18 protein-coding genes are annotated in these 21,546 nt (G+C 72.3%); 10 read left to right on the forward strand and 8 right to left on the reverse strand.

Features of this window, described 5'->3' with window-relative positions; translation table 11 throughout:
• Window positions 1-98: 98 nt before the first annotated feature.
• The 3 genes from Scani_RS11515 to Scani_RS11525 are packed head-to-tail and all read left to right on the forward strand — an operon-like array spanning window position 99 to window position 6,560.
• Complete coding sequence (locus tag Scani_RS11515) at window positions 99-1,328, forward strand: glycoside hydrolase 5 family protein (protein ID WP_159475770.1); 1,230 nt, start codon at window positions 99-101, stop codon at window positions 1,326-1,328.
• A complete protein-coding gene (locus Scani_RS11520; protein ID WP_159473353.1) occupies window positions 1,325-3,418 on the forward strand; it encodes an endo-beta-N-acetylglucosaminidase in 2,094 nt (697 codons plus the stop codon). The genes Scani_RS11515 and Scani_RS11520 overlap by 4 nt, the downstream gene beginning before the upstream one ends.
• A 58-nt stretch (window positions 3,419-3,476) precedes the next feature.
• The gene (locus tag Scani_RS11525) at window positions 3,477-6,560 is read left to right on the forward strand and encodes an alpha-mannosidase (RefSeq protein WP_159473356.1); all 3,084 of its coding nucleotides are present in this window, start codon (window positions 3,477-3,479) and stop codon (window positions 6,558-6,560) included.
• A 32-nt stretch (window positions 6,561-6,592) separates the two neighbouring features.
• On the opposite strand, the gene Scani_RS11530 is transcribed toward Scani_RS11525, so the two are convergent.
• A complete protein-coding gene (locus Scani_RS11530; protein WP_159473359.1) occupies window positions 6,593-6,880 on the reverse strand; it encodes a hypothetical protein in 288 nt (95 codons plus the stop codon).
• 218 nt (window positions 6,881-7,098) lie between these two features.
• Here Scani_RS11530 and Scani_RS11535 point away from each other — a divergent pair, with 218 nt between their 5' ends.
• Complete coding sequence (locus Scani_RS11535; RefSeq protein WP_159473362.1) at window positions 7,099-8,124, forward strand: alpha/beta hydrolase; 1,026 nt, start codon at window positions 7,099-7,101, stop codon at window positions 8,122-8,124.
• A 115-nt stretch (window positions 8,125-8,239) separates the two neighbouring features.
• Window positions 8,240-8,431 carry an antitoxin gene (locus tag Scani_RS11540; protein WP_159473365.1) on the forward strand — a complete coding sequence of 64 codons (192 nt, stop codon included), beginning with the start codon at window positions 8,240-8,242 and terminating at the stop codon, window positions 8,429-8,431.
• 153 nt (window positions 8,432-8,584) lie between these two features.
• Here the strand turns inward: Scani_RS11540 and Scani_RS11545 are convergent, their stop codons facing one another.
• From Scani_RS11545 to Scani_RS11555, 3 genes are all read right to left on the reverse strand, one after another.
• Complete coding sequence (locus Scani_RS11545) at window positions 8,585-8,788, reverse strand: cold-shock protein (protein ID WP_006601696.1); 204 nt, start codon at window positions 8,786-8,788, stop codon at window positions 8,585-8,587.
• A gap of 292 nt (window positions 8,789-9,080) precedes the next feature.
• Window positions 9,081-10,328 (reverse strand): D-alanyl-D-alanine carboxypeptidase family protein, encoded by a 1,248-nt coding sequence (locus tag Scani_RS11550; RefSeq protein WP_159473368.1) that lies wholly within the window; start codon window positions 10,326-10,328, stop codon window positions 9,081-9,083.
• Window positions 10,329-10,467: 139 nt separating this feature from the next.
• Window positions 10,468-11,349 carry an endonuclease I family protein gene (locus Scani_RS11555; protein ID WP_246295696.1) on the reverse strand — a complete coding sequence of 294 codons (882 nt, stop codon included), beginning with the start codon at window positions 11,347-11,349 and terminating at the stop codon, window positions 10,468-10,470.
• 717 nt (window positions 11,350-12,066) lie between these two features.
• On the opposite strand from Scani_RS11555, the gene Scani_RS11565 reads away from it, so the two are divergent.
• The gene (locus Scani_RS11565) at window positions 12,067-12,498 is read left to right on the forward strand and encodes a hypothetical protein (protein ID WP_159473371.1); all 432 of its coding nucleotides are present in this window, start codon (window positions 12,067-12,069) and stop codon (window positions 12,496-12,498) included.
• 18 nt (window positions 12,499-12,516) lie between these two features.
• On the opposite strand, the gene murJ is transcribed toward Scani_RS11565, so the two are convergent.
• Window positions 12,517-14,304 (reverse strand): murein biosynthesis integral membrane protein MurJ, encoded by a 1,788-nt coding sequence (gene murJ / locus Scani_RS11570; protein WP_159473374.1) that lies wholly within the window; start codon window positions 14,302-14,304, stop codon window positions 12,517-12,519.
• 9 nt (window positions 14,305-14,313) lie between these two features.
• Window positions 14,314-15,261, reverse strand: a complete 948-nt coding sequence (ligD, locus tag Scani_RS11575; protein ID WP_159473377.1) for a non-homologous end-joining DNA ligase — start codon at window positions 15,259-15,261, stop codon at window positions 14,314-14,316.
• Window positions 15,262-15,291: 30 nt separating this feature from the next.
• Between ligD and ku the strand changes: the two genes are divergently transcribed.
• Together ku and Scani_RS11585 are read left to right on the forward strand one after the other, a co-directional pair.
• On the forward strand, window positions 15,292-16,395 hold the full coding sequence (ku, locus tag Scani_RS11580) for a non-homologous end joining protein Ku (RefSeq protein ID WP_159473380.1): 1,104 nt from the start codon (window positions 15,292-15,294) through the stop codon (window positions 16,393-16,395).
• Between the two features lie 141 nt (window positions 16,396-16,536).
• Window positions 16,537-16,911, forward strand: coding sequence for an RNA-binding S4 domain-containing protein (locus Scani_RS11585; protein ID WP_159473383.1), 375 nt, complete (start codon window positions 16,537-16,539; stop codon window positions 16,909-16,911).
• 112 nt (window positions 16,912-17,023) lie between these two features.
• On the opposite strand, the gene Scani_RS11590 is transcribed toward Scani_RS11585, so the two are convergent.
• Window positions 17,024-17,455, reverse strand: a complete 432-nt coding sequence (locus Scani_RS11590) for a YchJ family protein (protein ID WP_159475776.1) — start codon at window positions 17,453-17,455, stop codon at window positions 17,024-17,026.
• A 224-nt stretch (window positions 17,456-17,679) separates the two neighbouring features.
• On the opposite strand from Scani_RS11590, the gene Scani_RS11595 reads away from it, so the two are divergent.
• Complete coding sequence (locus Scani_RS11595) at window positions 17,680-17,874, forward strand: hypothetical protein (protein ID WP_018092434.1); 195 nt, start codon at window positions 17,680-17,682, stop codon at window positions 17,872-17,874.
• 177 nt (window positions 17,875-18,051) lie between these two features.
• Window positions 18,052-19,965, forward strand: coding sequence for a hypothetical protein (locus Scani_RS11600; protein WP_159473386.1), 1,914 nt, complete (start codon window positions 18,052-18,054; stop codon window positions 19,963-19,965).
• A gap of 38 nt (window positions 19,966-20,003) precedes the next feature.
• Here the strand turns inward: Scani_RS11600 and Scani_RS11605 are convergent, their stop codons facing one another.
• Window positions 20,004-21,509 (reverse strand): SCO1417 family PLP biosynthesis transcription factor, encoded by a 1,506-nt coding sequence (locus tag Scani_RS11605; protein WP_159473389.1) that lies wholly within the window; start codon window positions 21,507-21,509, stop codon window positions 20,004-20,006.
• Window positions 21,510-21,546 lie beyond the last annotated feature (37 nt).

Consider the following 21,546-nt stretch of genomic DNA (forward strand, 5'->3'; position numbering starts at 1 on the left):
ACCCTGCGCCCACGTGCCCCGACTCCCCTCCCGGCCAGGGGCCGCCGCCGCGCTTCGGCGTCAACTACACACCCACGCACGGCTGGTTCCACCACTGGCTGGACTTCGACCTGGATTCCGTACGCGCCGACCTCGACTCCCTCGCCGCCCTCGGCCTGGACCACATCCGGGTCTTCCCGCTCTGGCCGCTGTTCCAGCCCAACCGCACCCTGATCCGGCCGCGCGCCGTGGCCCAGCTGGTGCAACTGGCCGATGCCGCGGCCGAACGCGGCCTCGACGTCAATGTCGACGGGCTGCAGGGCCATCTGTCGAGCTTCGACTTCCTGCCCGCCTGGACGCGGACCTGGCACCGCCGCAACCTCTTCACCGACCCCGAGGTGCTGGCGGGCCAGGAGGAGTACCTGCGGACGCTGGCGGCCGCGCTCGCCGACCGGCCCCACTTCCTCGGGATGACGCTCGGCAACGAGATCAACCAGTTCTCGGACGGCCCGCATCCGGACCCCGACCGGATCACCGGCGCGCAGGCCACGGCCTGGCTGGAGCGGATGCTCGCGGCGTGCGAGCGGGGCGCGCCGGGGCGGATGCATCTGCATGCCGCGTACGACGCCGCCTGGTACCGGGACGGCCATCCCTTCACCCCCGCCCAGGCGGCCCGGCTCGGCGCCGTCACGGCCGTGCACTCCTGGGTGTTCAACGGCACCGCACAGCGGCACGGCCCAGCCGGCACCGCCACCGAGCAGCACGCCGCCTATCTCATCGAGCTCTCCAAGGCCTGGGCGAGGGACCCGCACCGCCCGGTGTGGCTCCAGGAGGTCGGTGCCCCCGCACCGCACATCCCCGAGGAGCGGGCGGCGCGGTTCACCGAGGCCACCGTCGCGGGCGCGCTGGACTGCCCCGACCTCTGGGGCGTCACCTGGTGGTGCTCCCACGACGTGTCGCGGTCCCTGGCGGACTTCCCCGAGCTGGAGTACGGGCTGGGGCTGCTCACCGCCGACCGGACGGTCAAGCCCGCGGGGAAGGCGATCGCGGCGCTGATCGCGGACCGGCGCGGCCGTGCGCACCGTCCGCCGGTCCGCGGCACCGCGCTGGTGGTCGACGTCGGCGGGGCCGAGGCCGCGCCCCGTCGCTCGGTGTGCGCGCCGGGCGGCCCGGTCTTCGAGGCCTGGGCCGAACTCACCGCCCAGGGCGTCCGCCCGGCCCTGGTGCTGGCCGAACTCGCCGCGGATGCAGCGCATTTGGCATCCCGTGGCATCACCGAGGTCTGCACACCCGACGAGGTCGTCCGCCGGCCGTCGCCGGCCGTCCCCCACCGGAGGAGCACCTCATGAACCGGCAACCGTCCCCCGTCCCGCGCCGCCGTGTGCTGCTGGCCGGGGCGGGCACCGCGGCCGCCCTGCTCGGTCCGTCCCTCGGGGGCGGCGCGGCGGTGGCGGCCGACCGGGCCCGGGCCGGCGCCGCGGACCCCCTGCAGCCGTACGCGTCGTACTGGTTCCCCGATTCGCTGCCGGCGGGCACGCCCGGGGAGGGCATCACCTGGCGGAGCCTGGCCGCCTGGGCTCCCGAGCACGACCGGGATCTGGCGTTCAACACGGCGACGGTGCCGCTCGCCGAGCGGTTCACCCCGGTCCCGGCGAACACCACGGCCCGCGCGGGCCAGGCCCGGATCAGCGCCCTGGCGGCCTTCGACCACACCGCGGGCAACCCGTCGCAGGGCTCGGCGACCGCGGACTACTACGCACCGACCCACTGGGCCTACCTCGACGAGCTGGTCTTCTGGGGCGGCTCCTCCGGCGAGGGCCTGATCCTGGCGCCCAACGCGCCGGTCGTCGATGCCGCGCACCGTCATGGCGTCCCCGTACTGGGCACGGTCTTCCTCCCGCCGGTCGCCTACGGCGGGCAGCTGCGCTGGACCCGCGATCTGGTGCGGAAGGATGCGGCGGGGCGCTTCCCGCTCGCCGCGAAGCTGGTGCAGGTCGCGACGGTGTATGGCTTCGACGGCTGGTTCCTCAACGCGGAGACCGGCGGCGGTGACTCCGCGCTGGCCGCCGACATGCAGGCGTTCCTGCGGGCGCTGCGCGCAGCGGGCGCCGGGCACGGCCTGCGGATCACGTGGTACGACGCCATGAACCGGACCGGGCAGGTCGGCTGGCAGGGTGCGCTCGACGAGCTCAACCGGCCGTTCTTCCAGGACGCCGCCGGGCCGGTCGCCGACTCCCTGTTCGTGGACTTCCGGTGGAGCGCCGGGCGGCTGGCGGACTCCGGGCGGCTGGCGGAGCAACTGGGCCGCAGCCGCTACGAGTTGTGGGCCGGGGTGGATGTCGAAGCCGCGGGCTGGGACAGCGACACGGACTGGGACGCCATCGTCCCGGCCGACCGCGATCATGTCGTCTCGTACGGCTTCTACCGGCCGGAGTGGACCCTCGGCCATCTGCCGGAGGGGCGTACCCCCGGCGAGTTCCATGCCGCCGACGACCGGTTCTGGTCCGGTGAGGGCCTCGATCCGACCCGGCCCGGCGGCACCGGCAGCGGATGGCGGGCACCGGCCACCGCCGTCGCCGACCGTTCGACACTCACCACGCTGCCCTTCGCCACCACCTTCAACACCGGCCACGGTCTGCGCTGGTACGAGGACGGCGCGGCCACCTCCGCCACCCCCTGGAACCACCTCGGCCTGCAGGACCGGCTGCCGCCGAGACGGTGGGCGGTCCGCACCGAGGGGCCACGCCCCGACGTGTCCCTGGACTTCGCCGACGCCTGGCGCGGCGGCAGCAGCCTGCTGGTTCGGGGCGCTCTCGACGCCCCCGCCACCCTGGAGCTGTTCTCCGCCCGGCTGCCGACGGGCGCCGCCTCGGTGCTCGACCTCACCCATCGGCTCGACCCGGCCTCGGGGCCGGTGACCGTCGAGGTGGCCCTCGCGCTGCGCGAGGCCCCCGCGCCCGGCGAGCCCGCCCCGTACGCGTATCTCCCGGCCGGGACCCTGGAGCCGGGCGCCGGCTGGCGCACCACCTCCCTGCGCCTCGGCTCCCTCGGCCCGGGGACCCTGCACGCCCTGGGGGTACGGCTGACCGGCCGCGGGGGCACCGCGGTGGCCTGGCGGCTGGGGGCGCTCGCCGTCCGCGAGACCACCGCGTCCCCCGCCGCCCCCAGTGGGCTGCAGGTCATCGGCAGCGCCACGACGGACGGGGCGACCGCCGTACGGCTGAGCTGGCGGCGCGCCCCGGGCCCGGTGCGCCACTACGAGCTGTACCGCCGCTTCCCGGACGGACGGCGGGAGTTCCTCGGCGGTACCTGCGGTACCGCCTTCTACGCGTCGGGCCTGCGCCGTGCGGCGAAGGAGCCGTCCGCATGCCTCGAAGTGCGCGCCGTGCACGAACTGTTCACCGTCTCGAAGCCGTCGCGGACCCGGCTGCCCTGGTAAGCCCTGACGGTCACCGATCCGCCGCCGCCCGCACCCTCAACGCCGGGGAGTCCTCCTCATGCATGACGACCGCGCACTGATCGAAGCCCGCCTCGACCGCGTCCTGAACGAGCGCATCCGGCCCGCGCTGTACCCGGAATCGGTTCCCCTCCAGGTCGCGGCGTGGGTCGCACCGGACATCGGGGCCTCCCCCGCTCACACGGAGTCGAACGCCCGGGGAACGGCATCGGTGGCCGAGGGCCTGGACGCGGCCCATACGCCGGTGGCGGTGGGCGATGCCTGGGGCGCCCCCTGGGGCACGACGTGGTTCAAGGTCCACGGGGAGGTGCCGCCGGAATGGGCGGGCCGCACCGTGGAGGCAGTGCTCGACCTGGGCTTCGACGAGCGGATGCCGGGCTTCCAGTGCGAGGCGCTGGTCCACCTGCCCGACGGCACCCCGGTCAAGGCGATCAATCCGCGCAATCAGTGGGTCCGCGTGGGCGCGCCGGTACGCGGCGGTGAGCGCGTCGAGTGGCACCTGGAGGCCGCGTCCAACCCCGTCATCCTCGATGTCCACCCCTTCCGGCCCACCCCGTTGGGCGACCCGGAAACGGCGGGCAGCACGCCGCAGTACCGGCTGGCGCGGATGGATCTGGCCGTGTTCGACACCGAGGTGTGGGAGCTGATCCAGGATCTCGAGGTGCTGGGCGAGCTCATGCGGGAGCTCGCGGTGGACAGTCCGCGCCGCTGGGAGCTGCTGCGGGCGGTGGGCCGGTCGCTGGACGCGGTGGATCTGCAGGACGTCAACGGGACGGCGGTGGCGGCCCGTGCGGAGCTGCGGAGCGTGCTGGCGGCGCCGGCCGGTGCCTCCGCGCACCGCATCAGCGCGGTGGGGCATGCGCACATCGATTCGGCGTGGCTGTGGCCGCTGCGCGAGACGGTACGGAAGGTGGCCCGTACGGCGTCCAACATGACGGCGTTGCTGGCGGACGAGCCGGAGTTCGTGTTCGCCATGTCGCAGGCGCAGCAGTACGCCTGGATCAAGGAGCACCGGCCCGAGGTCTACGCCAAGGTCAAGAAGGCGGTCGCGGAGGGGCGGTTCGTTCCGGCGGGCGGCATGTGGGTGGAGTCGGACACCAATATGCCCGGCTCGGAGGCCATGGCGCGGCAGTTCGTGCACGGGAAGCGGTTCTTCCTGGAGGAGTTCGGCATCGAGAACGAGGAGGCGTGGCTGCCGGACACCTTCGGTTTCGCCGCGGGGCTGCCGCAGATCATCAAGGCGGCGGGGTCGAAATGGCTGCTGACGCAGAAGATCTCCTGGAGCCGGACCAATGCGTTTCCGCATCACACCTTCCGCTGGGAGGGCATCGACGGCACCCGGATCTTCACCCACTTCCCGCCGGTGGACACCTACAACTGCCAGATGGCGGGCAGCGAAATCGCCCATGCGGCACGGAACTTCAAGGACAAGGGGGTGGCCAGTCGCTCGCTCGCCCCGACCGGCTGGGGCGACGGCGGCGGTGGCACCACCCGCGAGATGATCGCCAAGGCCCGCAGACTGCGTGACCTGGACGGTTCGGCGACGGTGGAGTGGGAGAAGCCCGCCGACTTCTTCGCGAAGGCCGAGGCGGAGTACCCCCGGGCGCCGGTGTGGGTGGGCGAGCTCTATCTGGAGCTGCACCGTGCGACCCTCACCAGCCAGGCCAGGACCAAGCACGGCAACCGGCGCAGCGAACACCTGCTGCGGGAGGCCGAACTCTGGTCGGCCACCGCGGCCGTACGGGCTCACCACCCCTACCCCTACGCCGCGTTGGACCGCCTCTGGAAGACGGTGCTGCTCCACCAGTTCCATGACATCCTGCCCGGTTCCTCCATCGCGTGGGTGCACCGCGAGGCGGCGAGGACGTATGCGGCGGTCGCCGCCGAGCTGGAGGACATCATCGCCTCCGCGGTGGCCGCGCTGGCCGGCCCGGGAGCCACCGAGCTGGTGGTGAACTCCGCGCCGCACGCCCGGGGCGGAGTCGCCGCCGGAGCCGTGGCGGCCCCCTCGGTGGGCGAGGGGAGCGAGGTGGCGGCGGCGCCGCGCGGGGACGGCGGCTTCACCCTCACCAATGATCTGCTGCGGGTGGAGATCGACGGCCGCGGCCTGGTGGTCTCCGCGTACGACCGGGTCGCCGAACGCGAGGCCGTCGCGCCCGGCGGGGCGGCGAATCTGCTGCAGATCCACCCGGACTTCCCCAACATGTGGGACGCCTGGGACGTGGACGCCTTCTACCGCAACGTGGTCACCGATCTGACCGAGGCGGACGAGGTGGTGCTCGGCGAGGTGTCCGGGGAGGCCGCCACGGTGCGCGTCACCCGTACGTTCGGCGGCTCCCGGGTGGTGCAGTCGCTGACGCTGGAGCGCGGGCAGCGGCGGCTGGACATCGACACCGAGGTCGACTGGCACGAGACCGAGAAGTTCCTCAAGGCCGCCTTCCCGCTGGACCTGCACGCCGAACGCTACGCCGCGGAGACCCAGTTCGGACATCTGTACCGGCCGACCCACACCAACACCACCTGGGAGGCCGCCAAGTTCGAGGCCTGCGCGCACCGGTTCGTCCACCTCGAAGAGCCGGGCTGGGGCGTGGCCCTGGTCAATGACGCGACCTACGGCCATGACGTCACCCGTACCGTCCGGGAGGACGGCGACCGTGGCACCACCACGACCGTCCGGCTCTCCCTGCTGCGGGCCCCTCGGTTCCCCGATCCGGAGACCGACCAGGGCCTGCACCGCTTCCGCCATGCGCTCGTCCCCGGCGCCGCCCTCGGCGACGCGGTGCGCGAGGGCCATCGCCTCAACCTGCCCGAGCGCCGGACCGCCGGTGGCGGGGCGGTCGCACCTCTGGTCACGGTCGACAACGACGCGGTGGTGGTCACCGCAGTCAAGCTCGCCGACGATTCGAGCGGCGATGTGATCGTCCGCCTCCACGAGGCGCACGGCGGGCGGGCCACGGCCACCCTGACCACCGGCTTCGAGCCGGCCGGCGCCACGGCCACCGATCTGCTGGAGCGCCCCGTCGACGACGGTCCGGTGCTCGTACGGCAGGGGAACACGGTCCGGATGCGGCTCCGCCCGTTCCAGATCGTGACCGTGCGGCTGCCCCGGGCAGCGGGCCGGTAGCAGCCGGGTACGGCGGACGCCCGGGGCGTGGTCTACGCCCCGGGCCCGCGCGGGCGCGACCGGGCGTCACGGCAGGTGTCGCGCCGCAGCTCCTGGCGCCGCTCGCGCCCGGCACCCCGGTCACGGCCCGGTGGACGGCCGTACGCCGCCTCATGGTCCGGATCGCGGCCCGGGTCCAGGCCCAGCATGTCCATCAACAGCGACAGGTCGTCCGCGTCCCGCGCACGGCCGGCCAGCGCCTTCCTGGCGAGCCGCCGTTCCTCGTCACACGGCACGGCGCACGGTCCGGGCTCCTCGGCATTGCGGTGTTCATCGCTCACCGCTGCATTCTCGGCCGGACCGCACGGCCGTGCCCGTCGAGCGCGTCACGGGCGGCCCGAGGGCAACCACCGTGGACGCACTGCTCCATATGGGTGAACCGAGGAGCGAACCCAGTGGTGATCCGAGCCCGCACAACGACCCAGGGCAAGGGAACCTCCGCGGCACGTTTTCCCTCTTTATGGGCACTTGCACTTGATCATCCAGTCGCGGAGTCCCCTTGAAACGCCTCTCTGCCGTCGCGTTCGCGGCCGCCCTCGTCACCGCCTGCGCACTGCTCACCGGCTGCTCGGAGACCGGAAACCCGGTCGACTTCAACGCCGGTGCCGAGAACAACGGCGCCGCGCGGGTCGGGCCCGTCGACGACGACACCCTCCTGCCGACCGGCCCCAAGAACGACTTCCGGATCACCCGGACCCTGGACGACGGCACCCATATAGCGCGGACGACGCTGAAGGGCCCGAAATCCGGTGTCACCGGAAGCGTCTGGGTCTGGGCGCCGAAGGAGTACCGCGACCCGAAATACGCCAAGAGCGGATTTCCCGTGCTGATAGCCCTGCCGGGTGGCCTGGGCAGCCCCGCGGAGCCCGGCGGTGTCACGAATTACTGGGTGGGCGGCGATATCGAGCTGCAGGAGAACCTCACCCGGTGGACCGCGGAGGGCAAGAGCCTGCCGTTCCTCGTGGTGATGCCGATGCTCAACCCGGACACCCGGTACCACGACGCCAGCGACATACCCGGCCGGCAGAAGATGGGGACCTGGCTGACCGACGACGTCGTCCAATTGACCAAGGCCAATTTCCGTACGTTCAAGTCCCGCGACGGCTGGGCCTTCATGGGGTCCTCCTCAGGAGGCTTCGCCGGGCTGAAGTCCGTGCTGAAACATCCGGAGAAGTTCAAGGCGGCGATAGCCAGCGGCCCGGACATGGCGCCGGATTCGCCCTTGTGGGCGGGGCACCGGGCAGAGAAGGAAGCCAACGATCCGGAAAGGCTCGCCCGGCGGCTGCTGCGGAAGGGCGGCCCGGACGTCTACCTCGCCTTCCAGGCCGGCACCAGGGAATCCACCGCCGTCAAGGCCCCCATCGAGCGGTTCCGCCGGCTCTACGGCAAGGGTCCGATCCACACCGCCCTCCAGCTGATCCCCGGTGGCCGGCACAACGCCTGGGACTACCAGAAGGGCATGGCCGCCGGTTCGATCAAGTTCATCAGCGACCACATGAAGGCACCGGTACCGAGCGGCTCGTGAACCGTGCGCCACGGCGGTCCCGGGCGCCCCGGCGGTGACCCGGCGCGCAGATGCAGATCACCTGGCAGGGGGTGATGCTGGAGTCGTGGGGGGACCGTGGTGAGGAGGACCACTCATGTCCATGATGGACAAGATCAAGAGCATGCTGAAGGGCCACGAAAGCCAGACGGACAAGGGCATCGACAAGACCGGCGACATGGTCGACGACAAGACCCAGGGCAAGTACAAGGGCCAGGTCGACACCGCGCAGGACAAGATGCGGGACCAGTTCGGCGGGCAGGGCCAGGACCGGCCGCCGCAGCCCTGAGCCGGCGGCTCCTCGGCGGAGGTCCGTCCGCCCGCACGGGCCGGCGGCCCTTTGCCGCCGCCTGCGGCCGACCGGGTGAGGCGTACGGCGCGCTCCACGCGCGGGCGCCCGCCCCCGGGCCGGGAACGGGCGCCTAGGGCGAGTCCGCCGGGCCTACGCCAGACGGATCTTCTCCGCCTGGGGGCCCTTGTGCCCCTGGGTGACCTCGAAGGTCACCTTCTGGCCCTCCTGCAGCTCGCGGAAGCCCGTGGCATCGATGTTGGAGTAGTGCGCGAAGACGTCGGCACCGCCGCCGTCCTGCGCGATAAAGCCGAAGCCCTTCTCCGAGTTGAACCATTTCACCGTGCCGGACGCCATTTCCGTCTCCTTCGTTCAAGGGGCTCGAATCGGGTTCCGCGTGCTGCGGACCCCGGAGGTGATCGCCCTGGTCCGGAGACGCGCTACACAGCAAGGACGCCCGTGAATGCGACACGGGCGCCCGGCACTTCGGAACCACGACAGCTGATCAGGACGCTACACCGAGCAACGCCCGGCAGGCCGCACAACCGTGACGGACGCGTCGCCCTTCACCGGGCAAGGCCATCGTGCGTCCTCCGTATCCCTGACCGATCGGATGGATGTACGACGGCCGGCGGCCCGGGGCACGGCCTCAGTCGGACTCCCCGCCCGCGCTCGCCTGCGGTCTGCGACGGCGCCGCCACAGACCGGTACCGAGCGCCGCGAGGCCGATGACCCCGACGCCTCCCGCGGCGGACAGCAGCCACCAGTACCGCGCGGGCGCGTCGGTGTCCGGCCGCGCGGCGATCGCCGTCCTGTGCAGCGGCACGGCGGCCCGCGGCCGGTGGACGGCGGGCTGCGCCACGCCGCTGCCGCGGTCGTGCGCGAGGGCGGGCAGCACGCCGACGGCCGCGGCCCGGGGAGCCGCCTCGAATCCCCAGTCCAGCAGGGCGCGGGTCTCCTCGTAGACGGCGTTGCGGCTGCCGGACTGCGGGTTCATCACGGTGACCAGCAGCGTCCGGCCGTCGCGCCGGGCGGCGGCGATCAGGGTGTTGCCCGCGTGGGTCGTATAGCCGTTCTTCACCCCGATCAGGCCGTCGTACGGCTTGACGCCGTGCGAACCGACCAGCAGCCGGTTGGTGTTCTCGATGCCGAACGCGTCCGGGCCGCCTTCCTCCGGCAGCTCCGCATGCTTCGTCGAGGCGAACTCGGCGAAGTCGGGGTCCGCGAGACCGGCCCGGCCGAAGAGCGTCAGGTCGTAGGCGGACGAGAACTGGCCCGGCGTGTCGAACCCGTCGGCGGATTCCACCGTGGTGTCGCGGGCGCCGAGGCGCCGCGCCGTCTCCTGCATGTCGTCGATGGTCTTGCCCCAGCCGCCGTTCATGCCGGCCAGGGTGTGGACCGCATCGCTGCCCGAGCGGAGGAAGACGCCGTGCCACAGGTCCGCGACACGGTACGGAAGGTCTTCCTTGAGCCCGGCGAGCGAGCTGCCCGACTCGATACCGCCCAGGTCCTCGAGGGAGACGGTGTGCACCTCCGCCGGGGAGAACTTCGGCAGCACCGTCACGGCGAAGAGCGCCTTGAGGGTGCTGGCGGGCGGCAGCGGCCGGTGGGCATCCTTGGCCGCGAGGACCTTGCCGCTCGCCATGTCGGTCACCATCCACGACAGGGCGGAGACGTCCGGGGGCTCCGGCACGTCCGGTCCGGGAAGGAACTGCACTCCCCGGTCGTCCAGCCGGCTGGGGGTGTGCACCGGGTGGGTCACGTGCGCGGCGGCCCGCAGGTCGTCGATGCCATTGGGGCCATCGGCGGCCGCCCGGCCGGGCACGGCCAGCAGGCTCACGGCACAAAAGGTGGCTGCGGTAACGACTCTGACGGAGGCCCAACTCGCGCTCGACATGTGGCCCACGCTAAAAACGACCTCGGCCGCGCGCTGGCTGGCCTACGCCATCCGATGTGCGGGCGCCCGACTGCCGTACACGCCACGCCGGGGCGGGCGGAAGAACCGCCCGGCCCCGGCCCGGCCGACCGGATGCGGTCTACCAGATCGCGTCGACCCACTCCGGGTGGTCGATGAACGGGTTCCGGTTGTGCTGGTACTTGTCGAAGATCACCTGGTTGCGGTGCTTCTCGAAGGAGTCCGGCGGGTCCTGCTTGCTCCACTGCTTCAGGACGGAGAGCCGTCCGATGTGCGGCTGGGTGCCATTGCCGACCTTGTCATTGGGCTCCAGGTCGGCGAAGCCGTCGCCGCCGTCGTAGCGGACGGCCATGTAGAGGATCATGCGGGCGACATCGCCCTTGACCGCGTCACGGGGCTCGAAGGAGTCGTCGTCGGTGCGGTTGCCCGGCGCCTCGCTCACCTCCGTACCGCCGTTGTCGAAGTCCTTGTCGCCGCGAGCGCTGTTGACGGACACATCCGCCGGGCGCAGGTGGTGGATGTCGGTGCCGGGACCGGTGTCCGTGCCGAAATCGCCATGGGACTTCGCCCAGACGTGCTCGCGGTTCCAGTCGTCGGGATTTCCGCCGTGGGCTTCCTTGCTCTGCGATCGGCCGCTGTACAGCAGAATGACGTTCGCGCTGTTGGCCGGGTCCTGGTCGGTGTCCTTGAGGGCGTCCCAGACCTGGTCGTACGTCAGCTTTCCGGTCTGGGTGGTGCTGATGATCTTGTGCAGCGAATCCTTGAGCGCCTGGCCGGTCTTGCCGAGGGCGTCCTTGTAGTACGTGTCGTCATAGGACGTGTCGTCATATCCGCCGACGGATATGGATGAGTGCTGGGTGCCGGACGTGGCAGCGGCACGGTGGTCCGCGGCCGGAGCGGCCGTCGCACCGGCCGGGAACTGTCCGACCACCACCGTCAATACCGTTCCGGCGGCGAGGGCCAGCGCCGTCCGGGCGCGACGGTTCACGCGGGTGTTGTCCACGAAGGGTGTCCTCTCCCCGAATTGTGGCGCCGAGTCGCGAAAATGTGGGGCACGACCCGCGCCGGCCGTAGGGAATACGGCCGCAGGCAGCTTTCCATTGCGGTAATCACCACGGTGTGAACATCGGGGAGAGTTATGTGACCAGGCTGTGGCAATCACAGAATTCCCCCGAAAAGCCACGCCCGTGCAGCCCGCCGATTCCTCGTCAGAAGTGCTCTTGCGCACACGGCTTTCCGCTTGACGGTGCGCCAGACAGCCGTCCCGGAAGTCCGCCGCGAACAACGGGGCGACCACGGAGGCGCCCCGCCTTGCCCGTTCAGGGGCGCGGTTTGTCCCACACGAGCGAATAGCGCCACAGCAGATGGCGGCGGTAGCGGCTGCCCGGCAGAGCGCCGCGCGCCGCGCGCCGGACCTGTCGCCATGTCATGCCCGGTTCCAGCACGGGCATCCCCGGCGGTCCGGACTTGCCGCCGTGGCGCCGCGCGAGCATGCGGGCGGCGGGGACACCGGCCGCACGTTGTGGTTCCAGTACGGGGGCGACGGTCCGTCAGGGCGAGGCGTCCGGCAACCGTAACGAGGACGGCCGGCATCCCTTGGGCCCATCGGGTGAACCCTCGCCCCTTCCGCAACCGGACGAGCGCCCTCCGGCTTCCGAAGAATTGACACAGTCTTCGCCGAATCTGTGAACCCTTCGGACCGCGAGTTGTGGAGGCCCCCATGTCGCCTTACCGCCCCACTCCCCCGCCGTACGGTGCGACGCCGGATTATGTGCTCGCGCCGCCGCGCCCCGAGGAGCGCCTCGGCGCGCCCGCGTACCCGCTGGAACCGCCGCACCCGTCCACGCACGCGACGCACCCCTTCCTCCCGCCGCCCCGCCCGGAGGACCGGCTGCCCTTCGAGCCCCCGCAGCGCTACGGCCTGCCCACTCCCCCGCGGCCGGAGGAACAGCGGCAGGGGCCGGTGGCGATGCCCGATCACCGGCGGCTGGAGCTGCACGCCGCCCTGACCGCGGCCGGTGTCGCACCGGCCGACGGGGACCTGGCCGCGCTGGCGGAGATCGCGAGCCTGGGCGACACCACGGTCGGTGCCGTCATCGGCTGGCTCGCCGCCGCCGCGCAGGCGTCCTGGCCGCGGTCGCGCGCGGTGTGAGGGCGTCCGCCGCCCGGGTCACCGCAGGCCGGGCAGGCTGCGCAGCTCACCTATCTTCAGGGCCCGGGCCAGGACCAGGAAGATCAGGGCCATACCGAGTCCGCCTGCGGTCAGGCCCAGGACAGGGGTCCAGGCCGCCGGGACGGGCACGCCGGAGCAGGCACGGGCCGCGAGCCCGCCGGCCACGGCGGCCAGGGCGGAGGCCGCGGCCAGCTTGCCGTAGGTGCGGCACAGGCGCCGACCGTCGAGACGTCCGGAGAGCCGCCGGCGCAGCAGCAGCGCGGTGATCAGCAGCCCGATGCCGTAGGCGACCCCGTACGCGGCGGCCATACCGGTGGCCGCCCAGCGGGCGGGCAGCAGCAGATGGCATGCGGTGGCCAGGGCAATGTTGACGGCGGCGATCCAGACGGCCATCCAGAACGGCGTACGGGTGTCCTCGAAGGCGTAGAAGCCGCGCAGCAGCAGGTACTGGGCCGAGTACGGGATCAGGCCGAGCCCGAAGGCCTGCAGCATGTGCCCGGCAGGCACGGCCGACGCGGCGTCCGCGGTGCCGTGTGCGAACAGGAGCTGGGCCGTCTGCGGGCCGAGGGCGAGGAAGAAGAAGGCGGCCGGGACGATGACGACACCGCTGACGCGCAGTCCCCGGGAGAGGTCGCCGCGCAGGTCGTCCAGACGGTTCTCGGCGACCGCGCGGCTCATCCGCGGCAGCAGTGCCGTCACCAGCGAGACGGTGACGATCGACTGCGGCAGCGTCCAGATGATCTGGGTGTAGCTGTAGGAGGTGTATCCGACACCTGCGGTGGGGAGCTCCTGGTCGGCGGCGCTCGAGTAGCGCATGACGACGGCCATCGCGACGAGGTTGACGAGCACGAACAGCAGGGTCCAGCGGGCGGCCGTGATGCTCTTGCGCAGACCGGTGCCGCGCCAGTCGAAGCGCGGCCGGAAGCGGAATCCGGCGGCGCGGACGAAGGGGATCAGGGCCAGGCCCTGCACGGCGATGCCACCGGTGGTGACGATGCCGAGGAGGTCGACCTGACCGGGGGTGATGTCCTCGATGCGGTCGGCGGCCGTCAGCAGGCCGAGGTAGAGCCCGAACATCGAGATCAGCACGATGTTGTTGAGGACCGGGGTCCACATCATCGCGCCGAACTTGTTCCGGGCGTTGAGTACTTGGCCGAGCATGAAGAACAGCCCGTAGAAGAAGATCTGCGGCAGCAGGAAGCGGGCGAACACCACGGTGAGCTCGAAGGCGGCATGGTGCTCGGGCGAGTCCGGCGTGAAGACGGCGATGATCTGCGGCGCAGCCCAGACCGAGAGCACGGTGCCCACCGCCAGCACGCTCAGGACCAGGGTGACCAGGCGCTGTTCGTAGGCGCGGCCGCCGTCCGCGTGCTCGACCCTGGCACGTACCAGCTGCGGCACCAGCACCGAGTTCAACGCGCCGCCGATCAGCAGGGTGTAGATGCTCATCGGGACGGCGTTGGCGGTGTTGTACGTCGTGGCGAGCAGCCCCGTGCCGAGTGCGCCGGCCTGGAGCACCTGCCGGATCACCCCCGTGCCGCGGGAGACCACGGTCCCCAGCGCCATCAGGAGCGAGGAGCGCTGCAGTCCCCCGCCTTCGGCGTCCCCGGTGTTCGCGCCCTCGTCGCCCCGTTCACCCGCGGCGGGCCGGTGCGGCGCCCGTCCGTCCGGTTCCCGCTCGCCGCCGGGCACCGGCCCGTCGTCGGCGAAATCGTCGTCCGTCCACCGGTCCGGCAGACGGAGCGGCAGTGTGTCGTGTGACGTGTGTGGTGTCCCCTCCAGCATGTCACCAACCTATGTCGAACCCCGGGTGGATCTGCGCCGATCGGGTGCCCCGGGCGCACGCGGGGAGGTCGCACGGGGCAGTGGGCGGGCCCGGCCGGGGTCGAGGAGCGGGGCGAGCAGGTCGCCGTGGCCGGCGAGGCGGGGTGCGATCTCGTCGAAGAGGAAGGTGAGTTGCCGTGGGTCGGTGCACTCGGCGATCTCGTCCCAGGTGACCGGGGCGGAGACGGTGGGGGTGGGGCGGGCGCGCAAGGTGTAGGCGACGGCGGTGGTCTTGGCGGCGGCGTTCTGGGAGAAGTCGATGAAGACCTTGCCGGGGCGCAGGGACTTGGTCATCTTGTGCACGACCAGGTCCGGGAGGGCCGCAGCGGCCTCGACGGCGAGAGTCCTGGCGTAGGCGGTGGCCCGCTCGGAGGGTGCGGGTTCGATCGGCACGACGAGGTGCAGGCCCTTGGAGCCGCTGGTCTTGGCGTAAACGTCCAGGCCGTCGGCGGTCAGCCGGTCGTGCAGCCACTGCGCCGCGGTGCAGCACTCCACGATGGAGGCCGGGGCACCGGGGTCGAGGTCGAGGACCAGACGGTCCGCGACGCCCGGGTCCTGGCACCTCCACTGCGGGGTGTGCAGTTCGACGACCAGGTTCGCGGCCCAGACCAGTGAGGGCAGGTCCTGCAGCAGGACCTGCCGGGCGGGCCCGGACGTCGAATGGGGGACCTCGCAGGTCTTCACCCAGGAGGGTGTGCCGGGCGGCACGTTCTTGGTGAAGAAGCGCTGGCCCTCCGGCCCGTCGGGATACCGCAGGAAGGAGAGCGGCCGGTCCTGGAGCTGGGCGAGCAGCGGACCCGCGACGGTGGTGCAGTAGTGGAGCACCTCACCTTTGGTGGTGGCGGTCTCGGCGTAGAGGACCTTGTCGAGGTTGGTCAGCGAGAGGCGCCGCCCCTCCACCTCGGTGATCGGCGACATACCATGAGAATCCCACACAAGGGATGAAAGATGCGATCTATCTGGAACGGCTCCATATCGTTTGGTCTGGTCACCATCCCCGTGAAGACCTACAGCGCCACCGACCGCACCTCGTCGGTCTCCTTCGTCCGCATCCATGAGAAGGACGGTGCGCAGATCCAGTACCGGAAGATCTGTGAACTGGACGGCAAGGAAGTCCCGAACGAGGAGGTCGGCAAGGCCTATCAGCCGCCGGGCGACGAGACCCTCGTGCCGATCACCGACGACGACCTGTCCCAGCTGCCGCTGCCGACCGCCAAGACGCTGTCGATCCTGTCGTTCGTCGACCCCGCCGAGATCGACCCGCTCCAGATGGACAAGGCCTACTACCTGGGGCCCAACGGGACCACCGCCACCAAGCCGTACACGCTGCTGCGGGAGGCGCTGGAGCACCACCGGAAGATCGCGGTCGGCAAGGTGGCGATGCGGGGACGGGAGTCGCTGGCGATGGTGCGGGCGCACGACGGGGCGCTCGTGATGCACACACTGCTGTGGCCGGATCAGATCCGGCCCGCCGACGGTGTGGTGCCCGATGATGTCGAGCTGCGCGAGAACGAGCTGACGCTGGCCGAGACGCTGATGGACTCCCTGGGCGAGCTGGACCCCGCCGAACTCCACGACGACTACCGCGAGGCCGTCGAGGAACTGGTCGCCGCCAAACTGGAGGGCGAGGAGCCGGCCGCCGCCGCGGCGTCGGACACCGGCGCCCAGGTCATCGATCTGACGGCGGCCCTGGAGAAGAGCGTGCGGGCGGCCCGGGGCGGCGGTGAGCACGACGCCGAGGCGGAGTCGGCGTCCGTGACGCCCATACGGGGGCGGAAGGCGGCGAAGAAGAGCGAGGCCGGGCCGCGCACCACGCAGCGGAGCGGCACGCCGGCGAAGAAGGCGACGGCGAAGAAGACCGCCTCGGCCACCACGAAGAAGACTCCCGCCAAGAAGACGTCAGCCGCGCGCAAGACCTCCGACGGACGGAAGAAGACCGCGTCGTCGGCCGAGAAGACCGGCACGAGCACCCGCACCCCAGCCGGCGGCACGGCCAAGAAGGCAGCTTCGAAGACCACCGCCAAGAAGGCGACGGGCCGGAAGACGGGCTGATGGTCGAGCGGGGAGGGCGCGGACGACCGGGGCCGGGCGGGACGGATTCCGGAACCTGCCCCGCCCGGACTCCAAGCCTCGTCCCGCCCGGCCCGGCCGTCGGATCCCCGCGCCCCGGGCCACCCGTTCTAGAGTCTTGGTATGGCTTCAGACGAGGGGACCACCCGCATCGACAGCTGGATCTGGTCCGTGCGGCTCACCAAGACGCGGTCGATGGCCGCGGCGGCTTGTCGCGCGGGGCATGTGCGGGTCAACGGGGAACGGGTGAAGCCGGCCCATGCGGTGCGCAACGGCGACGAGGTGCGGCTGCGGCACGCGGGGCGGGAGCGGATCGTGGTCGTCTCGCGGCTGGTGCGCAAGCGGGTGGGCGCGGCCGTCGCCGCCGAGTGCTTCATCGACAACAGTCCGCCGGCCCCGCCGCGCGAGGAGGTTCCGGTGATCGCACTGCGCGAACGCGGCGCCGGACGTCCCACCAAGCGCGAACGCCGCGAGATCGACCAGCTGCGCGGGCTCTGAACCGGAACGGACCGCGGGCCCGGGAGGAACCACCCCGTCGCCGGGCCGGCGGACGAAGGTCACGTGCGGGCGGCGGTCCCTCAGGGCCGGCGTCCGCACCCGCGGGCAGCGCCTACACGGACGGCAGCGCGTCGAGATAGACCCACTGGCCGTCCTCGCGGACGAAGCGGCTGTTCTCGTACTGGCTGTCGGCGTGGCCGTGCAGGGTGAAGTGGGCCCGGAATTCCACGGTGCCCTCGGTGTGGAAGGCGCTGCCGCCAGTGGTGCCGAGGATGTCCAGGCCGCTCCAGCGCTGGGCCGGTTCGAGGTCGAGGCTGCCGGGACGGGTCGTCGGGTGCCAGGTGCGCAGCAGGTATCCGGTGTCGCCGACGACGAAGGCGCTGTAGCGCGAGCGCATCAGGCGCTCGGCGGTCGGGGCGGTGGCGAGCCCCTGGTGAAAGGGGCCGCAGCAGTCGCGGTAGGCCTCGGTGCGGCCGCACGGGCACGGCGAGGCGGGGGTGACGGCGGCGGCCGGGCGGCGCGGCGCGTTCTTCGGCTTGTTCAGCTTGTTCGGCTTCGACACCCCACGATTGTGCCGGGTCGGCGGATCCCTGCCGCGACACACCGGGCACCGGCCGAGCACACGCCGGAGCGGCACGCCCTGGAGATACGCCCATTTGGGGAATTCCCACGACAAATCACCCATTTGCAGCTTTTCCTGGCTTGATACGTACTGTGAGGCTGGAAGAACTCATGGTGTCCGTCCCCACCACCCAGGAGAGAACCCCCATGATTCTGTCCATTTCCGGCGTCGTCCTGCTCGGTGTCATCGTCTTCCTCTTCTTCCGCAAAGACGGCCTGAAGTTGTCGCATGCACTGGTCTCCGCGCTCTTCGGGTTCTATCTCGCCAGCTCCGCCATCGCACCCAGCATCAAGGCCGGCGGGGCGAGCCTGGCGAGCCTCCTCGGGGGGATCAAGATCTAGCGGGCACACTCCCGCCTGCCCAGGGGCGTCCGGAATCCCCGACCGGCGCCACCCCACGGGGCCCGCCCGAACGGGCCGCACCACCTCCCGTCCGGGCGGCTCCGCGTACGGCACCCTCCCGGCTCGCCGCCCCACCGAGCCGCCCCACGACCACCGCCACGAGCAACAGGAGACGATGTGGCCCGGCGCCCCCTGCCCCGCATCCTGACCGACAGCGCACCGCTCGCCCGCATGGCCAACAGTCCCTCCCTCGCCCGCAGCCGGGAACTGGCGCGGACCGCCGCCGACAGCGCCTCCGATGTGCTCCATCCGCTGATCACCATCGGCCGGGGCCTGCGCCGCCTGGGGGCGGCCGGCCGGGGACGCTGGATGGAGACGCCCCGGGAGAGCCGCGGTCCGCTGGCGTTCTTCGTCGGCGCGTGTGTGCTGGTCATGTGCCTGGTGCCGTACGGACCACTGCTCGCCCTGATCACGGTGATGGGCGCGGGGGCCTGGGCGGGGCGGGAGCGCACGCCCGTGGAGACGGGCCCCAGTGAGGCGGAGAGGGAGCGGCTGCAGGCGCTCTACGAGGCGCTGGTGCCGTACTTCTCCGTCGAGGGCGACACCGGTCCCCTGTACGCGTACGGCGGTGACTGGGAGCGGGCCTTCAGCGAGTACGTCTTCGACGACGCCGGGCGGATCGAGCGACTGCAGCTGAAGTACCCGGCGTACTTCACCGATGGCGAGGACCAGTCCCGGGTCCGCATCGAGCAGGTGTTGTACGCCAAGGCCGGCCGGGGCCGGGAGTACCACTTCGGGTGGGACGAGCTGTCCAATCAGCTCACCCTGACGGCGCTCGGCGCGCTGCCCGCCGATATCGCCGCGCAGCGCTTCGTCACCGCACCGGGCGAGACAGTGCTCGGGTTCACCGACCCGGACGCCGTCCAGCGGACCCTGCCGGTCACCGCCGGGGAGGAGACGCGGGATGCGCCGCCGGTGGTCTGGCGTACCGGACCGCGCGCCACCGAACCGCATCTCCTCGTCCTGGGACAGCCGGGGACGGGCGCCACGACGCTGCTGCGCTCGATCGCGGTGCAGGCGCTGCAGCACGGGGACGTGCTGGTCGTCGACGGCAGCGGCACCGGCGAGTACGGCTGCCTGTCCGGGCGCCCCGGCGTGCTGGCGGTGGAGAGCGGTCTCGCGGGGGCGCTGGCGGCGCTGGAGTGGGCGTCCCACGAGACCGAGCGGCGGCTGATCACGGCGAACCGGGCCCGCCAGGCCGGCCGGGCCGCGCCGGAGGACACCCGGCGGCCGCTGTGGATCATTGCGGACCGTCCGACGGCGCTGGCCCATGTCGCGGTCGCGGAGGGCCGGGACGATCCGCAGCGGTGGCTTCAGGTGCCGCTGCGGCACGGCCGGGCCGCGCAGGTCACGGTGGTCGTGGCCGACCAGTTCGAGAGCGCCGAGCTGCTCAGCGACCCCGTACGGGCACACACCAAGGCGCGCGTCGTGCTCGGCCCCGCCACGGCGGAGGAGGTACGGGCGGTGCTCGGGGCGCCGCCGCACACCACGCCGACCGCGAGCGTGCCGCCGGGCCGCGGCTATGCCCGCCTGGGGTCCGCCCCGGTGCTGCGCCTCCAGGTTCCGGCCACGCCGGACCCGCTCGACGATGCCACCGGCCAGAAGCTCCGGCAGGCCGTCCTGTCCCTGCTGCCGGAGCGTACGGGGCCGGCCGACGAGGCGGGGCCGGCCGATGAGGCTGAGCTGACCGGCGAGGCGCGGCCGACCGGCCAGGAGGAGCCGGCCGAGCCGGTGACCGGTGGCAAGCCGGAGGGCGCGGGCGAGTCCGCCGACGCCGCCGGGCCGGTGGACCTCGCCAAGAGCGCCGAAGCCGATCGGCCGGTGCGCCTCCGCAAGTCCCCGGATGCCGATGCGACTGCGGAGGCGGAGGGGGACAGCGGCGGCGCGGCGGCCGACGCGGTACCGGCTGCCGGGACGGGCAGCGGGGACACCGCCGAACCCGTGGGCGCTGCCGGGCGGATGCGGACCGTCGGGGACGGCGCGCCCCGCCCGGTCAACGGCTCGGCAAAGGCCGTCCGCGCGGAGGGATGAGCCCCGTCCGCCCCGCGGGCCGGTCCGCTGATCCGCCGTCAGGCCACGAACGTATGCCGCATCTCCGTGTCGATCGGCGCGCCCGTCGCGACCAGTCGCGCGGCTCCGGCCAGCCGGACCGCGGCCTCGTCGGCAACGGCTCCGTTGACCGTGAACGGCAGCCGTACGAAGCCCTCGAAGGCACCGTCGACACCGAACCTCGGGCCGGAGGGCACCCGTACCCCGAGCCGCTCCCCCGCCTCGGCGATCCGGGAGCCGGAGAGGCCTCCCGTGCGCGCCCACAGGGTGAGACCGCCGCGGGGGACGCTGAACTCCCAGTCGGGGAGGTGGCGGTGCAGCGCCTCGACGATCGCGTCGCGGTTCTCGCGGGCCTGCTCGCGGCGGATGTCGATGGCCGCTTCCCAGCCGCCGGTCTGCAGCAGCGAGGCGATGGCGAGCTGTTCGAGAACCGGTGAGCCCAGATCGGAGTAGGCGCGGGCGGCGACCAGGCTGCGGATGATGTCGGGGGCGGCGCGCACCCAGCCGATCCGCATCCCGGCCCAGAACGCCTTGCTCGCCGAGCCGACCGTGATCACCGCGCTGCCGGCCGGATCGAAGGCGCAGACCGGACGGGGCGGTGCGGTGTCCTGGTCCAGCTGGAGTTCGGCCATGGTCTCGTCGACGACGAGCAGGGTGCCGGCCGATCGCGCGGCGTCGACGAGGCGCCGGCGCTGGTCGTCGGTGGCGAGCGTGCCGGTGGGGTTGTGGAAGTCGGCGACGACATACGCCATCCGGGGCGCGGCATCGCGCATCACCTGGCGCCAGGCCGGGATGTCCCAGCCGGCCAGCTTGTCGGCGAGCGCGACCGGGACGAGCCGGGCGCCGGCGTCCCGCATCAGCTGGAGGATGTTGGCGTACGACGGGGAATCGACGGCCACCCGCTCACCGGGGCTCGTACACAGCCGGCAGATCGCGGCCACCGCGCCCATCGCGCCCGTGGTCACCATGATCTGCTCGGGCATGGTGGGGATGCCGCGGGCGGTGTAGCGGTCGGCGAGGGCCTGGCGCAGGACGGGCAGTCCGGCCGGGTAGTCACCGTGGGTGTGGGCGTAGAGCGGAAGGTCGGCCATCGCGCCCTGGACGGCGCGGGTGAGCCAGGGTTCGGGAGCCGGGAGGGCGGCGCAGCCGAGGTCGATCATGGAACCGGCGGCCTCCGGGGGCAGCGGTTCCAGGCCGCGGGTGGGCAGCGGGTTGCCGGCCGGGACGGCGGTCCAACTGCCCGAGCCGCGCCGGGACTCCAGGAATCCTTCGGCGCGCAGCGCTTCGTAGGCGGCGGCGACGGTGGTGCGGCTGACATTGAAGGCCGCGGCCAGCTCGCGCTCGGCGGGCAGGCGCGCGGCGACCGGCACCCTGCCCTCCAGTACGAGCAGGCGGACGCCGTCGGCGAGGCTGCGGTAGGCGGGCAGCCGGCGCCCGGCCGCGGTGAGTTGGGCATCGCGCGGGTCCTGCGACCGGAGCAGCCGGGCGAGTTGGGGCGCACCCACCGCTGAAGTCCACTGAGCCATGAAGATCAGTCCACCTTCCCCGAATTGGCTCTACTTA

This window comes from Streptomyces caniferus (assembly GCF_009811555.1).
Lineage (GTDB): Bacteria > Actinomycetota > Actinomycetes > Streptomycetales > Streptomycetaceae > Streptomyces > Streptomyces caniferus.